Raw genomic sequence first — 15,554 nt, 5'->3', positions numbered from 1 at the left:
TCATGTCACTCAAACGTTTTTTTCAAAACTTGTGGCATCGAAAAGTAACCACCAGTGCTCCACGAGCCACTCTGGCAATTGAAAATTTGCCCCAAAGGCTGGATGCATTGCCATCCACATGCAACACCGCCTTGTGGGGTCAAGACATTCCAGCCATGCGAATATGGCAATACAGCGTCTTGCGTGAAATGCTGGTACAGGCACCCGTCTTAGTCTTGGCACCAGATGCACAACAAGCACAAGCGATTGCCAATCAACCTGACTTTGCGCAAGCACTGCGCAAAGGGCATTTAAAAATTTGGATATTGAGCGATTCCGATCAGCAGAAAATTGCGAAATCCAATGGATTTTTCGATTTTTTACTCGATTTGAATGCCGTCGGTTTGAAGCCCAACCACGCCCTATTGTGCTTAGATTTATTTCCTATTTTTCATTACACCGCCTTAGAGCACCTTTCACACCTTGACCGGCTTCTGCGGCAATGGGCTCGAAAACGCCAGCAGCCCAGCGTCTGGTTTTTACTATTCCGCGGTGCTTTCCAGCCATCTATGGAGCGGCGTAGCTTTTTATCTCACGCCTTCCCTTATGCAGCAACTTTGCAAATGGAGCATCAAGGTCTCAGTCTGCATATCAACCGCTGGAACAGCGCACAGGGTGCCGTTTTTCAAACCCGCTATGGTTTAGAGCCGGAACACGAAGCATCTCCTAGGCTTCGCGCGAATGGCAGCATGGTCTATATGCACGACAGCCAACAAACGATCGTGGCTGCAGATCTTCCCACGGTATATACGACGCAAGCCTGTGTTCCGGGAATTCGATTACTCCCTCCCAACTGGATAGTTTTGCCCAACTGGGAATCCTTGGAGCAAGCATGCCAGTCCGCTATTGCAGCTACGGTGCTGATTGATGCAGGCACCTCAGACAACCTAAAGGCCTTAGCGACCTTGGTACATCGTCTCCGTATTACTCATCCAGCTAGTTTCAAGATTGCAGTCAAAGAAACCAGTGATCATTTGCGCGTTCATACGGAAGAAGCTCTCGCTCAGCTGGGCATTAATACAGTGATATATAAAGGCAGTCAATTCTCCCGAACTGTACGAAAACTCACAGAGCTGCAACATACATGGTTTTATGGAAAAGTTCCGGAGAGTGTCGATGAAATCCTGGATGCACTCACTCCAATTGCAGAATACGGCTACCACAGTCCAGAAAAATTCTGCCATACGCTCCGAAATTTTCTGGAGAACCCACTGCGGGCCCACTTAAGTCATAGTTTGGTACACCTGCATTTACTGCCAACGGTCTCCCACACCATGGCATTACAACAACTAAAAATTAGTCGACCTGGTGAATTATTCACAAATTATTCCCGCGAAATTGTTATATTTTTATATGCATGTCGAGAAGCCGATATGGACAATGTGCTTTCTCGGATTTTTCAATCACCCATTGAATCCATATTTCAAAGTCAAGAAAGTTTTCACCTAACAGAGGACATCAATCACGATCTGATAAAGATGAAAATTTCCTTACAAAAACTCTCTTTGCCAGATTATTCAATGATTTTTGAAAAATCAAATGCATTATCTCTAAAAAATAGAATTAAAGAGGATACTAATTCAACAGAAGAAATAAAAAAAGAATTTCCTCTTTCTATAAATTCAAAAAACCAAAACATATACCATAACAAGCGTACCGAGTGGGTGCAAAGCAACAAAGAGGTAAAATGATGGGATATTTGCCTTTCTTATTTTTTATTTGCTTCGGTTTGCTCATTGGAGCACTTTCTTTAAAGAATGATAGATTTAAATATCTTTCACGAAAATTAAGTCGAAGAAAAGTTTATCTCAAACCATTCACCCAAAAAATATAAAGCGACCACGCATGCCTCTGATTGTTTTTGCCTCATCTGCTGGTGGTGTAGGCTGCAGTGCAACAGCAGCCCACTGTGCACACCTATTTCAGCAAATGGGCCGCCCAAGCTTGGCCATAGATTTCTGCATGAATAATGGTTTAGCCCTCGCGTTAGGCTTAGCGGAAATTCCTGAGTCCGGCTGGACCACTTCACCACCACAACGCGAAGACAGTGATAGTTGGCAATCAGCAGTTTTGCAAGCGCCGAATGGTCTGCACCTACTGCCTCATGGGGCACCCCATGCAATGCACACAACGACGGTGCCAACATCCCTCTATCAGCTACTATCCACATCAGACCACGTCTGTGTCGTCGATGTTGGGCAAAACCTAGCCACCTATGCCCCTGATCTTTTGCCTCTGACGGATGTACTTATCGTCTGCACCCGTGCGCAAGCCTATGCTCAGCAGCAACTGCAACACATGCTCCGCGAACTCAGCAAATGTGAAAGTAGGCCGTGTACCCTGCGAATCTTAGCCAATAGATACGATGTTCGCCGCCCTAGTCAAAAAGATGCGCTATCGCAGATGATGCGTACATGGCCTGATTTATTTTTAATCGACACGATTCATGAGGACGAGCACCTGGCACTCAGCATGGCACAAGGCATCCCTGTCCATGAGTGCTACCCACAAGCACAGGTCGCTCATGACTTACATGGCGTGAGCCACCACCTCATGAAATTGCTGGATACACCAGACAGCAAGGAGGCCTGCTTATGATGCATTGGCATCATCAATGGACCACCTGGTTTGCCAACCAGATGCGGGTAAAACATCCAGAAAATCCAAGCAGCTGGCTGCTTAGTCTTTTTTGGATACATAACCCGCGCACGCCTTGGAAAGATTTTCAGCCTGAACAGGTTCCAAATTTAGCGCTATGGCTAGCTAAGAGCCTGCAGATTCAACCATCGGCACCTGTATGGATGTGGTTCTTGCGGCTTTGGTTCATACCCAGCCCAAATACAGCCTATACCCGCCAGGCTCAGCGGTTTTTCAGCTACTTGTTTCACGTCATAAAATATTTACTCACTCACTTGATACAAATTCTGTGGTTGATACTTTCATGGCCTATCAACCAAGCCATGTATTGGCTAAGCCTATTTGGTAAAAAAATCGATCATCAACGCATAGGCGTTCAAGTCGATGCAGTCACTCAACAATCCATTCAATTGCACCGCAGTGTGCCTTGGCTCATTTTTTCAGCTGGATTATTGATTCTTTGGGAGATCATGACGACTCCCTTAAGCGCTATCAATCAAGGCATTTTTATGCTGATTGTATGGGCTATATCGATTATTCTTTTACATATTAATGGCCGTTTTGCCTCTCTCGCTTTAGCATCACTGAGTCTCATCAGCATGTGCCGCTATGCTTGGTGGCGAATTAATAACACCCTGGACTTTGATACTTTTTTAGAAGCATTTTTAGGATACGGTCTGCTTGCTGCCGAAGCGTATACATGGCTGGTCGTTGTACTGGGTTTTATACAATCCGCATGGCCTCTCAAAAGAAAGCCTCTACCATTACCTGAAGACCAGTCTCTGTGGCCCAGTGTAGATGTTTATATCCCAACCTATAACGAACCATTGAGCGTTGTGCAGCCGACTGTTTTAGCTGCTATGGGACTAGATTGGCCTAAAGATAAAATTAATGTCTATATTTTAGATGATGGTAAAAGAGAAAGCTTTCAAGCATTAGCAAAAGAACTCGGCGTTGGCTATATCACACGCACCAATAATAATCATGCCAAAGCAGGTAACTTAAATCATGCAATGACAGTCACCAATGGCTCATTAATTGCAATTTTTGACTGTGACCACATCCCTGTCAAAAGCTTCCTCAAAGAAACATGTGGATGGCTTTATCGTGATACCCGATGCGCTTTAGTCCAAACACCACACCACTTTTTTTCACCAGATCCATTTGAGCGGAACCTTCGCTCCTTCAAGAAGGTTCCCAACGAAGGCGCTTTGTTTTATGGGTTGGTTCAAGATGGAAATGACCTTTGGAATGCGACATTCTTTTGCGGCTCTTGTGCAGTCATTCGTCGTACCGCACTGGATGAAATCGGCGGCATTGCAGTCGAAACGGTCACCGAAGACGCACATACTGCACTCAAGCTACATCGCTTAGGCTGGCGCACTGCTTATATCAATAAAACCTTAGCTGCGGGTCTAGCGACAGAAAGCCTGTCTGCCCACATTGGGCAGCGTATTCGTTGGGCTAGAGGTATGACTCAAATATTTAGACTTGACAATCCATTCCTTGGGAAAGGCCTCTCCATATTTCAAAGAATATGCTACGGAAATGCAATGCTTCATTTTTTATTTGGCATTCCCCGCTTGATTTTTTTAACCGCGCCTTTAGCATTCTTATTATTCGACCTCAGTGTCATCTCTACTTTATCGACAGTTCTTCTTTTGTATGTAATACCCTATATACTTCAATCAAACATTGCAAATGGACGAATCCAAGGAAAATATCGTCATACACTATGGGCAGAAGTCTATGAGACTGTTTTAGCTTGGTACATTACAATTCCAACCACAATAGCTCTTTTTGCTCCTAAACTCGGAAAATTCAATGTCACCGTCAAAGGAGGCATGATAGACAAACCATATTTTGACTGGCGAATTTCTGTTCCTTACGGAATATTGGTAGGGTTAAATGTTATTGGATTTTCCTATGGATGCTGGAAATTATTCTTCACACAAAGCAATGAAGACTTTGCCATAATCATCAATCTTATTTGGTGCCTATATAGCATAATTATTTTAGGTGCCGCAATTGCAGTAGCATCCGAAACACGTCAAGTCCGCCACACCCACCGGGTTACAGATGATCTACCCGCCAGCTTGTATCTATCTGATGGCCGTGTGTTTCATGCGCGTTGTTACGATTTCTCTATGACTGGCCTAGGATTACAACTCACAGGCTTGGAACACCTACCCCGAGAAACTGAAATTTCAGTGAGCCTCTACAGCAATCAGATCGAACACGCCTTCCCGGCACGTGTCATGCACCATAGTGCTAAAGGAATGATAGGTTTGGAATTACTCGAAATGGACACCCAGCAAAAACTTGCATATGTGCAATGTACTTTTGCACGTATGGATGCTTGGGACCACTGGAATGAAGTTCAAGCGCCGAACACCGTCAAAGACACAATAGTGCGTATTTTAAAAATTAGTTGGTTGAATTACCAATCAATCCTTAATGTCCTGGGTGATCAACTACGAAAATTTCTACCGATAAAACCAGTAGAACCTCAACAACTGGACACTAAGTAACCAAGCCATTACGATCATGAGTTTTTGGAGTCTTTATTTCTTAGCCACCATCGTATTGCACCATTTGGGCTATCTCAAAGTGCAACTCGGTTGGAATGTTTTACTTGCCGTATACGTATATTGGCCCATCAAAAGCAAAAATCTACGACGGCTACGCTTGATAATTGGCAGCCTTGCTGCTTTAATTTTACTTTGGCGTGAAATTCCATTACCCCATCCATTTTATGCATTCCAACAACTAAAGCTGCTTAGCGGCTTCAGTCTGGAATACTTACTGGAATTGGCAGCACGTATGGTGAACTATTACATACTATTAGCCATACTCATCTGCGTGATTGTCTATATTGTACTTGGCCGCCGCGTCCGTTTTGCATCTTTTGTTTGGCTGGGTTTTTTATCTATTTTATTATGGCATAACGATCCTGAACCACAAAACTTCGCTGCACAACGTGCAAATACAGAACATACAGAACACGACGAAACATTATTAATTGAGCCAACCAGCATTTCAGCCAGCAATACACAGCTTGAGAATTTTTTTGATAAAGAGCGTTTAAAACACTTGAGCTTTAATAATAGCAGCGTCAAAAACTTTGATGTCATACTTTTACATGTGTGCTCACTATCTTGGGATGATTTAGCTTTTATTCAATTAAGTGACCACCCTTTCATTAGCAAAGCCAATATCATTTTTAAGCAGTTTAATACGGCAACCAGTTATAGCGGACCAGCCTCTTTGCGCGTTCTGCACGGAAATTGCGGCCAACAAAAACACAGTGACCTCTATAGCAGCTCTGATGCCAGTTGTTTCGTTTTTCCATCTCTTGAAACGGCTGGCTTCCAAACCCATGCCTTGCTTAACCACGATGGGAAATTTGATAATTTTGGAAAAGAACTAGAAGATCGCGGTGGCTTACGCGGGAAATTAGAGTTGCCATCTGGCCCAGGAGCCACCTTGCGCAGTTTTGACAACAGTTTAATTTACGGAGACTACGATGTACTCTCCAAGTGGCATGCTGAAAATATAAAACCAAATTCCAAGCCATCGGCCCTTTACTACAACAGCATTACCATGCACGATGGCGTGCGCAGCATTAGTAGTACCGATAGAGATAGCCTCAACACCTATTTACCACGTGCTAATAAAATGCTCGATGATTTTGAGCATTTCAAACAAAATGTTGAAGCTAGCGGGCGACCTACGATTATGGTGCTAGTACCAGAACATGGTGCCAATCTTCGTGGCGATGCGATGCAAATTGCTGGATTACGAGAGATTCCATCCCCCAACATCACACTAGGCCCAGCCTTGGTATATGTACTCAATGCACCTTCAATTCCAAAATACCCTGTCGTAGTAAACGAAATGATGAGTTACTTTGACTTATACACCTTACTTGACGACATGTTGACAAATAGCCCGTTTACAGCATCCACAACGCCTCTTTCCTCACGCGTACAAAAGCTTGCAGGAACTCAGTTTGTTTCTGAAAGTGCTTCTGCCACTATTATGCAAACTAATGACCAACGTTTTTGGGTCCGTCCTTCCGGCTCCAATACTTGGGTTCAATACAACAACTAAATGAAATAAGGAGCTTATCTTTGAGCACACTCATATTCAGTGAACTGCTTTTGTGTGTGCAACCCCAGCGCAGCCTGAGATTTAAAGGCTGCGCTGAGTCAGCTTATATAAAGGCATCGGTCTGGCTCTTAGGGAACTGAGGTTGCCCGGCGGATTCAAAACCCCAGCGGGCGTTTTGATCCGAGAGCTTGTTTCAGCCCCCCGGATTCAAATTGCTTTTTCGTGGAATGGACAGCAGTGCAGGGAGTTATTACCGCCCTGCACTGTCAATAAATCGTCAATTGCCTATGCAGCCAATCTACGGATGAAAATTCGCCGCAAGATTGCTGATGGCACATTTGAATATGCCGACTATTTCCCAGAAAGCCCCAAGGCCAAGAAGTCCGCAGCCACCTCCACGAAGATGGAAGACTTGCTGGCCATGCAGCTGGCACGCTACAAGAAGCAGGTGGACAACGGCAAGCTCTCACCATCCACATACAAGGGCTACTACAAGAGCCTGACTGGAGAGCGCATGCAGCACTGGCATGGCAAAGATGTGGAGGAAGTCACGCCAGCCTCTCTGCGTGCCTGGGTGTCTGAGATGGACTGCACATCCAAAGCCATCCGCAATATGCTGATTCCGATTCGATCCGTATTTGAAGATGCCCTCAATGACGGGATTATTGTTTCAAACCCGTTTGACCAAATCGCGCTGATTAAACTGATTCGCCAAACTAGCAAGGCCAGCGATTATGCGATTCAGCCCTTCACGCACGAAGAGCGGCAAGCTATTTTGAATGCCTGTCGCTCCGATGAATTGGCGATGTACCAATTCTGGTTCAACACTGAATTGCGCCCGGGTGAATTGCAGGCACTGGAATGGCGGCATATTGATTTTGACAAGGCCACGGCACGCATTGAGCAAAATCAGGTTGCAGGCGTTATCAAGACGCCAAAGACCGCTGCAGGCATCCGCGCCGTGGATCTGAATGCAGAGGCCATGGCAGCCCTGCGCGCTCAAAAGCCAATCAGCATGCTGCGTGATGGCAGGGTGTTTCTGAACCCGGCCACGTTGGAGCCATGGCAGACCGACGCCCAGATCAGAAAGAACTCATGGCTGCGGGCATTGAATACCGCAACCCTTATCAAATCCGTCACACGTATGCGTCGTCACTGCTGACCGCAGGCGCAAACCCTTGGTATGTCGCTGACCAGATGGGGCACGCTGACGTCACTATGGTGTTCAACACTTACGGTCGCTTCATTCGCGAGGACTTCCAGAAGCCCAAAGCCTCTCTGAAGCTCGTAAAGTGAATCGGTGTGAACACCCGTGTGATTCGGTGTGAATTTCAGCACAACAACACACAATAAAAAGAGCAAAAAATAAGGCCACACAGTGATTTCTCATTGTGTGGCCTTGTGGTGGGTGGTGGCGGAATACGGAACCGAACCCGCGCCCGCATATGAGGTTCTTTAGAAAAGCACTGATCTTGAGGGTGCTCGCCTCTATCAAATGGCCGTTTTGCATCGTGGGAACCCCCTGTTGGGCCAGCCTGCCGTTGCAATAGTCCCAAAATGGGACTAAACTCCGACCAATGCGAGTGATTGCTGTGTCCACCCTTCGAGCCTTCTGGGAGCGCCATCCCGACGCCGAGCAGCCGCTGAAAGCTTGGTATGAGGAAGCAACGAATGCGACCTGGACTCAGCCCGCAGACATCAAGGCGCTGTACCGCAGCGCCAGCGTGCTGAAGAACCGTCGCGTGGTCTTCAACATCAAAGGCAATGATTACCGGCTGATCGTGGCCGTTGCGTACAAGTTGCAGATCGTCTACGTGAAGTTCGTCGGCACCCACAAGGAGTACGACGCAGTGGACGCAGAAACCGTTGAAATGGCCTGACCGGCCACGGAGGAAAAACATGGACATCCGCCCCATCCACACCGAAGCAGACTACAAGGCCACGCTCAAAGAGATTTCGGCCTTGATGGAGTCCGACCCTGATTTGGGCACGCCAGAGGGGGATCGCCTGGATATCCTCGCCACGCTGGTGCAAGCCTACGAGGCCAAGCACGTGCCCATCACCGCGCCAGATCCGGTGGAAGCCATCAAATTCCGGATGGATCAGAGCGGTCTGTCCGTCAAAGATCTTGAGCCGATCATCGGCAAAAGCAACCGCGTCTACGAAGTCCTGAGCCGCAAGCGCCCGCTGACGCTGGCCATGATCCGCAGGCTGCACAAGAGCCTGGGCATCCCGGCCGACGTGCTGATTGCGGAGACGGCCGCGCGATGATCATCGATCACGGAACTTGGCTTCCACGTTGAATAGCGTTGTCATGGGGGCATCCGTTTTGGAGAAGAAGATGCACTACCCTGTGATGACCGAAAGGCAACTTGCCTTCCGCTGGAAGATCAGCCTGAAAACCCTGCGGCGCTGGCGTGCCGAAGACGAAGGGCCAACCTGGCACAAATTTTTCCAATATGTCCGTTACCACGAAGCTGACGTCCTCGATTTCGAACGACAGAGCGCGCAGCACTGGACAGCGATTCTCGGCGACGGGGAACGCGTGCCCAAAGTCGTAACTCGGCCGCCGCAGGAACAGATTGAAACGGAGGAAGATGCCGGGGCGTTCTACATCACGGCCCAGGGTGTAATTGAGGCGACCGGACTGCCAAAATACTGGTTCACGACCCCTGAATACCGCGCCAGGAAGCAGGTTCCTCACCTTGCCTTAGTTGGCAGCATCCGCTTCTCGCTGCAGGCCATCTGGGAATGGGAGCAAAACCATAGCACAGTCGGTCGACCGCCGGAGCCCAAAGCACCCCGACCACCAGATACGGAGCCAGAGCCTGCACCACTATCGCGCGTGCCACGATGGCATGAGCTCGCGCGGGAACTGGACAGAGAACAGTTCGATTCCGTTCAGTAACCTGAACAAATGTCCCCTCTTTTGGCCCAAAGTCCACCATTTCGGCCATTTGTCCCTTGAAGGTGGGATGGTACCCCGCATCAAACGACTATTGAAAGTACGCGATACCGGCGTTCTGGCAAGTTGCGAAGCCCTGCGTACCAGTGCGAAAAGCGGGGGTTGACAGGCGAATTTGCGAACAATCAAGCAGGTTTTTCGGCCTGATTGGTCACCGGAAATGGCGTTCAACCTCGTCTGCATTCCAAGGCCAGTTCAGTTCCCAAACCAGGAATCGAACTCGCGTCCGCATGGTGGTTCAGATCGAGGGTTCGGCGGCTGCGTCATTTTCGGCTGCGGGATCGGTAAGCCGCCGAATCGTCAGGGCACAGCGTTGCTCAATCAAGGTATTGATTTGCTCAACCACGGCATTGACAGCAAAGCTGTGGCCGGGGTCTGACTGGAGCTTGCGCGCCGTCGCTGGCAGTAACTTTGCCAACTCCAGAATGCGCCGTTTGGCCTGCGCCTTGGTAAAGCCGACGCCTTCGGCGAACTGTTCCCAGTGTCGCGCCTGGACTTCGCTGAATTTGTACTTGCTGCCGATTTTCATCGCCATCTTCTGCGTCAGTGTTGGATACACGGCCGTCGAGAGCGTGTCGTAAAACGGAGCCAGAACGGGGGCCTTGCCCGAGTACAGCAGAGAGAAATTCTTGGCATGCGCATCATGATTGCCGATCAGCGCATTGAAGATCACGTAGTCGAGTAGTCGCAGGACTTGCGGCGCGCTGGGGCGGGTTGCACTGCGCACCAGATCAAAACACTGCGCCAGATCCGGACCACCTTCATTCTGGTACTTCATTTCTGGCACCACGCCCAGTGCCTGGCAGAAGTCCTCTTGATGAAGGCGTTGTCGATGCCCATGGGCATCGATCAGTCGGTCGTAGCGCTCAACCAGCAGAAACGAGCGATCCAATACCTGGTGTACTTTCGATTTTGCGGGCTTGAACTGCATGGCCTCAGCCAGTGCCATGCAGAATCCTTCGTTGATCACGCTGTCGTCGACGGCGTGGATAGCCGGTTTCAGGATGTGGGAGCTCGGCGTACCGTTGAGGGGCAGCCCGATGCGCGCACCATCGAAAACCACTGGCAACTTGTCTTGGGCACCCGCCAAGGAAAGCCGCAAGCCGTCTTTGCCTGCGAGCATAGGTCGACGCGGCAATTCATCCAGGATGGCCACGACTTCCTCATCGCTCAGCCATTGAACGTCATCGCTGCGGGTCGGCATAGGCAAAGCCTGCCCGGGTTCAAGGAAGGTCACGGCCCCGGCGCATTCGCCGCCGATGTGGTCCAGCAGCGCAAAGTCGTTCTGGCCAGACACCTGAAACTGCTGCGCAATCAAGCGGCGCATCTGCCCTTCAGGTAGAAGACCAGCAAAGAAAGGACGCGTTTTACGATCGTCGAACGGCTCCGCTTGCAGGGGCAGCGAGGCCGACAAGGAAACGGCGTCTTTATGTAACAGCCAATCGGGTGCGTAGCAAAAACTCAGTCGCCCATCGACCAGCGCCAAGGTGCCGACACGCTCGGCGAAAAGCCAGACTTCCAGCTCATGCGCCATGGCCGTCATCCTCTCGTTGATCGTCGGAAGCAGCAGACGGCAATCCACTCAACTGAACCTCACCGCCTAGGGCATCAATGACCCGCAGCACGTTTTCCAGCCGCAATGTGGGCTTGCCGGCCTCAAGGTCGACAATGAAGCGCACCCCCACCCCAGCCGCCAGCGCCAACTGGGGCTGCGTCAGCCCGAGCTGCTTGCGAGCGGCACGCAGCGCATCGCCGAGTTGTTGAGGTGATCGAATGGATGTCATTGCTTGCTCAGTTTCCCGTTCGGGAAATTATCAGCCACAACCGGACTAAGTGCAAGCGATATTTCCCGATCGGGAATGTTAGGTGTGGTTGGGGCGTGATTCGGCCTGCTATTTCCCGATCGGGAAACGGTAGCGATCTCGATTCCAAATTGACACCCATTTACACCGAATGTGGCGCGGTTTTCAGAAATGCGCCACGACCTCTTCTTTGCGGCGAACGGATCAGCGCCAACTATCGCTTGGCTCACGCGCGGAACAGCGCCTTCATGGACTCCTGCCAACTCATTCGGAAGGAGACCAAAATGGAAGTCGTTCACCTCAACCAAAAACAACTGGCTGCCCGCTGGAATATCAGCGAGGCCACCCTGGAGCGCTGGCGCAGCGTCGGGATCGGGCCAAAATTCCTGAAGCTCTGCGGTCGGGTGGCTTACCGCCAGGTCGACATCGAAGCCTACGAGGAGTCGTGCTTGCAGATTTCAACTAGCCAGTCGGTCACGGCGCATGTCAGTGCCGGCTGAGCAATGTTCCGATTTGTCGGAAGATATTAGCGAGTACCGACGTTTTGCAACGTGGCGGCACTAGCTGTCGGCCGGGCGAGCCAGATTTCCAGCCCATTGAACGTCCGCAGTCCGAAAGCACGGACCGATCGAGCAGTTTGTTGAAAATCAACGGCCTGGCATCGGGCCGTGCGGGCTAGTGAGGGTTCCTGCGGGTTCATGCGGAAAGATTCGAACTCCTGCGGGGTCTGGGTGGGATGGTACCCCGCACCAAACGACTATTGAAAGTACGGAATCGAAGCGCTGCGGGTTGCTGCGAACCAGTGCGAACCGGAGCGAAAAGCCTGCCGGTACGCCCGTCGGCAGTGGACGATCAAGCAGGTTTTTCGGACTGATTGGTAGTCGGAATACGGCCTCAACCTCGTCTGCTTTCCGTGGCCTGTTCAATTCCCGAAACGGGAACTGAACCCGCGTCCGTTGCCACAGCCAATAACACACCCATTTACACCCATTCCTGGGGCAAGGCGATCCGTCATGCGGCGAATGGTGACCACATTCACCGCACAATGTGCGGCGATTGGCTTGCGCGTGCGGAGATTGCAGTCCATAATCTCCGCATGAATAGCGGCGAATACAAATACATCTGGCAGGCCAGTGACTGGCCAAACTGGCGCTTCGACCTGGCGGCGCTGGCCGAGCCCATGGCTGAGGTCAGTCGTGCCCAAGGGCTCTTGATGGGGCGTCTGGCTGACGTCGGCATGGCCTTGCGTGACCAAGCGAGTCTCGCGGCGCTCACCGAGGACGTGGTCAAGACCAGCGAGATCGAAGGCGAGCAGCTCAATGTTGAATCCGTGCGCTCGTCCATCGCCCGCAGGTTGGGCGTTGACATCGGCGCGCTCGCTCCGGTCGATCGGCATGTCGAAGGCGTGGTCGAGATGGTGCTTGATGCCACCGCCAACTGCCAGGCACTGGTGTCGCGTGAGCGTCTGTTCGGCTGGCATGCCGCACTGTTTCCTACCGGCTATTCTGGGCTCTCCAAGATCAACGTCGGCAGCTGGCGCGACGATGCCACCGGCCCGATGCAGGTGGTGTCCGGACCCATCGGCCGCCAGCGGGTGCATTTCGAAGCACCGCCGGCCGATCGCCTCGAGACCGAAACCAGCCGCTTCCTCGACTGGCTGAATGGCACATCAAACGAACCGCCACTGCTCAAGGCAGGCCTTGGTCATCTGTGGTTCGTCACTCTGCATCCATTCGATGATGGCAATGGCCGTATCGCCCGGGCCATTGGCGATCTGCTGCTGGCGCGTGCCGATGGCAGCCCGCAACGCTTCTACAGTTTGTCGGCGCAGATCCAGCGCGAACGCAAGGCTTACTACGACATCCTGGAGAGGACGCAGAAGCAGTCGATGGATGTCACCGAGTGGCTTGCGTGGTTCCTCGACACGCTTCATCGCGCCCTCGACCATGCGCAGCACACGCTTGATGCCGTGCTGACCAAAGCGCGGTTCTGGCAGCGCTGGGCGACGACCCCGTTGAACGAGCGGCAGGTGAAATTGCTGAACAAGCTGCTCGATGGTTTCGAGGGCAAGCTCACCAGCAGCAAGTGGGCGGCCATCGCCAAATGCTCGCCGGACACGGCACTGCGCGACATCAACGATCTGCTGACGCGGGGCGTGCTGCGCAAATCGGATGCCGGCGGGCGTAGCACCAGCTACGAGCTGAATGATCTGCCCGAGTAGCGGCGCTTCCTGGAATTGCCTTGGCTCGCGGCCGGAACAGCGCCTTCATGGACTCCTGCCAACTCGTTCGGACGGAGACCAAGATGGAAGTCGCTCACCTCAATCAAAAACAACTCGCTGCCCGCTGGAGTATCAGTGAGGCCACCCTGGAGCGCTGGCGCAGCGCGGGGATCGGCCCCAAGTTTCTGAAGCTCTGCGGGCGCGTGCTCTACCGGCAGGCCGACATTGAGGCCTACGAAGAGTCGTGCCTGGCGACCTCGACCAAGACCGTGGTGGCCCAGGTCAGTGTCAGCTGAGAAATGTTCCAATTCGTCGGTAGATATCGACAAGTACCGACGATTTGCAACGTCGGCGGCACCGCCGGCCATCTGGGCGATTCAGTCGCCGGAAACGGGCATCAAACTCGTCTGCGATGGGATGTCGGTTCAACTCCCAAACCCTGAATCGAACCCGTGTCCGCACGGTAGTTCAAACGGTGGGCTCGGCAGCTGCATCATTGTCGGCGGCGGGGTCGGTGAGCCACCGAATCGTCAGTGCACAGCGTTGCTCAATCAAGGTATTGATTTGCTCAACCACGACATTGCCAGCAAAACTTTGTCCGGGGTCAAACTGGAGCTTGCGCGCCGTGGCGGGCAGTAGTTTTGTCAGGTCCAAATGCGCCGTTTGGCCTGCGTCAGTTTCCCGGCGGTCTCCAGCCGTACATGCACCAAACGCCTTTGGTCATCCACCGCGTCGTAACTCCCTAACACCTCGGCCCAGCTTGCGGCGCAACAGGGCCCGCAGGGTCACCCCATCCGAGTACCCGACCTGTGCGGCGACCTGGTCGACGCTGGCGTTCCCGGTGCGCAAGAGATGGACGGCATGCTCCACGCGCAGGTCCTGGAAATACGACAGCGGTGTCTTTCCCAAAACGCTTTGCAGCCGCCGCGCCAAGGTGCGCTCGCTCGTGCCCACGGCGCTGGCCGCCTCGGCCAGCGAGAACCCCTGCGCGAGCTGACTTCTGGCCCAGCACTCGAAGCGCTCTACCATCGGGTCTGCATGCGCAAGGTGGTCGGGAATCACGAACTCGGCTTGCGAACTGCGTGTCTCGACCAGCAGATAGCGTGCCACCAGGGCCGCCAGCGCCGGACTGCGCTCCCGGATGATGCGCAAGGCCAGGTCGACGTGGGCCAAAGCGGCACCCGCGGTGGTGAAGCGTGTCGAGTTCACGATCATGCGTGACTCGTCCAGCGTGACGTTCGGATAGCGCTGCCGAAACATCGGCCCCAGCCACCATGACGTCGTCGCACGATGCCCATCAAGCAGGCCGCTCTCTGCAAGCAAGAAGCTACCGGAGCAAGCGGCACCTAGGTGCGCGCCAGCGGTGGACCACTGCTGTAGCGCCGCGACCGCATCGGACACATCGGGGCGTGTGAGACGAGCCGAGAGCGTGTCAGGCATCTTGTCGCCAAACGCTGGCACGAGCACGACGTCTGGTTCCGGCACACCACGCGCAGGGACCACGGGGACCGTCAAGCCTTGCGCAGTTCGGATGCGACGCCGCACGCCCACCAGCGTGAGCTCTATGTGCGCGGGAGCCTGTGGCAGCGAGCCCGCCATCGCATTGGCTAAGCCCACTGTGTCAGTGAGCGCCGCAAGCCCCAGATCAAACACGCCATCACAAACAAGGAGGTGGAGTTTCATGGCAACAATGATATCAATGTTGTCATTATTGCCTATAGAGATGTCTGTCATGAAGACTTAGACTGCAGTCTCTTCGATCCCTTCACCCACTTTT

At 52.1% G+C, this 15,554-nt stretch carries 16 protein-coding genes; 12 read left to right on the top strand and 4 right to left on the bottom strand.

The genetic code is table 11. The features are described 5' to 3' along the window. The first annotated feature begins 2 nt into the window (after positions 1–2). The 9 genes from F7P80_RS11395 to F7P80_RS11360 all read left to right on the top strand — a co-directional run bounded on the left by F7P80_RS11395 (position 3) and on the right by F7P80_RS11360 (position 9,697). Positions 3–1,730, top strand: a complete 1,728-nt coding sequence (locus F7P80_RS11395; RefSeq protein WP_151044858.1) for a BcsE family c-di-GMP-binding protein — start codon at positions 3–5, stop codon at positions 1,728–1,730. Positions 1,731–1,884: 154 nt separating this feature from the next. Beyond that, positions 1,885–2,637 carry a cellulose synthase operon protein YhjQ/BcsQ gene (locus F7P80_RS11390; RefSeq protein WP_151044856.1) on the top strand — a complete coding sequence of 251 codons (753 nt, stop codon included), beginning with the start codon at positions 1,885–1,887 and terminating at the stop codon, positions 2,635–2,637. Further along, complete coding sequence (gene bcsA, locus F7P80_RS11385; protein ID WP_151044854.1) at positions 2,634–5,207, top strand: UDP-forming cellulose synthase catalytic subunit; 2,574 nt, start codon at positions 2,634–2,636, stop codon at positions 5,205–5,207. The genes F7P80_RS11390 and bcsA overlap by 4 nt, the downstream gene beginning before the upstream one ends. A 16-nt stretch (positions 5,208–5,223) precedes the next feature. Further along, complete coding sequence (gene bcsG, locus F7P80_RS11380; protein ID WP_151044852.1) at positions 5,224–6,789, top strand: cellulose biosynthesis protein BcsG; 1,566 nt, start codon at positions 5,224–5,226, stop codon at positions 6,787–6,789. Between the two features lie 142 nt (positions 6,790–6,931). After that, positions 6,932–7,951: an Arm DNA-binding domain-containing protein gene (locus tag F7P80_RS11375; protein ID WP_249041448.1), complete on the top strand. Its 1,020-nt coding sequence runs from the start codon at positions 6,932–6,934 to the stop codon at positions 7,949–7,951. Further along, complete coding sequence (locus tag F7P80_RS17305) at positions 7,852–8,085, top strand: tyrosine-type recombinase/integrase (protein ID WP_346265189.1); 234 nt, start codon at positions 7,852–7,854, stop codon at positions 8,083–8,085. Before F7P80_RS11375 ends, F7P80_RS17305 begins: the two co-directional genes overlap by 100 nt. Before the next feature lie 281 nt (positions 8,086–8,366). Beyond that, positions 8,367–8,669 carry a type II toxin-antitoxin system HigB family toxin gene (locus F7P80_RS11370; RefSeq protein WP_128313642.1) on the top strand — a complete coding sequence of 101 codons (303 nt, stop codon included), beginning with the start codon at positions 8,367–8,369 and terminating at the stop codon, positions 8,667–8,669. A 19-nt stretch (positions 8,670–8,688) separates the two neighbouring features. Continuing rightward, positions 8,689–9,060, top strand: a complete 372-nt coding sequence (locus F7P80_RS11365; RefSeq protein WP_151044850.1) for a helix-turn-helix domain-containing protein — start codon at positions 8,689–8,691, stop codon at positions 9,058–9,060. A 43-nt stretch (positions 9,061–9,103) separates the two neighbouring features. After that, on the top strand, positions 9,104–9,697 hold the full coding sequence (locus F7P80_RS11360) for a hypothetical protein (protein WP_211372023.1): 594 nt from the start codon (positions 9,104–9,106) through the stop codon (positions 9,695–9,697). A gap of 295 nt (positions 9,698–9,992) precedes the next feature. On the opposite strand, the gene F7P80_RS11355 is transcribed toward F7P80_RS11360, so the two are convergent. After that, positions 9,993–11,288: a type II toxin-antitoxin system HipA family toxin gene (locus F7P80_RS11355; RefSeq protein WP_170265372.1), complete on the bottom strand. Its 1,296-nt coding sequence runs from the start codon at positions 11,286–11,288 to the stop codon at positions 9,993–9,995. Next, positions 11,278–11,538, bottom strand: a complete 261-nt coding sequence (locus F7P80_RS11350) for a helix-turn-helix transcriptional regulator (RefSeq protein WP_151044844.1) — start codon at positions 11,536–11,538, stop codon at positions 11,278–11,280. Before F7P80_RS11350 ends, F7P80_RS11355 begins: the two co-directional genes overlap by 11 nt. Positions 11,539–11,840: 302 nt before the next feature. On the opposite strand from F7P80_RS11350, the gene F7P80_RS11345 reads away from it, so the two are divergent. The 3 genes from F7P80_RS11345 to F7P80_RS11335 all read left to right on the top strand — a co-directional run bounded on the left by F7P80_RS11345 (position 11,841) and on the right by F7P80_RS11335 (position 14,073). Further along, the gene (locus F7P80_RS11345) at positions 11,841–12,056 is read left to right on the top strand and encodes a helix-turn-helix transcriptional regulator (protein WP_151044842.1); all 216 of its coding nucleotides are present in this window, start codon (positions 11,841–11,843) and stop codon (positions 12,054–12,056) included. A gap of 596 nt (positions 12,057–12,652) precedes the next feature. Then, a complete protein-coding gene (locus tag F7P80_RS11340; protein WP_151044840.1) occupies positions 12,653–13,777 on the top strand; it encodes a Fic family protein in 1,125 nt (374 codons plus the stop codon). Between the two features lie 83 nt (positions 13,778–13,860). Continuing rightward, positions 13,861–14,073: a helix-turn-helix transcriptional regulator gene (locus F7P80_RS11335; RefSeq protein ID WP_041357364.1), complete on the top strand. Its 213-nt coding sequence runs from the start codon at positions 13,861–13,863 to the stop codon at positions 14,071–14,073. Between the two features lie 172 nt (positions 14,074–14,245). Here F7P80_RS11335 and F7P80_RS11330 read toward each other — a convergent pair whose 3' ends face one another. After that, complete coding sequence (locus F7P80_RS11330) at positions 14,246–14,431, bottom strand: hypothetical protein (protein WP_211372022.1); 186 nt, start codon at positions 14,429–14,431, stop codon at positions 14,246–14,248. 66 nt (positions 14,432–14,497) lie between these two features. Further along, positions 14,498–15,511, bottom strand: a complete 1,014-nt coding sequence (locus F7P80_RS11325; protein ID WP_151044838.1) for a GlxA family transcriptional regulator — start codon at positions 15,509–15,511, stop codon at positions 14,498–14,500. Between the last annotated feature and the right edge of the window lie 43 nt (positions 15,512–15,554).

This window comes from Comamonas kerstersii (genome assembly GCF_008801935.1).
Classification (GTDB): domain Bacteria; phylum Pseudomonadota; class Gammaproteobacteria; order Burkholderiales; family Burkholderiaceae_C; genus Comamonas; species Comamonas kerstersii.
This window is presented reverse-complemented; position numbering and strand designations above follow the sequence as displayed.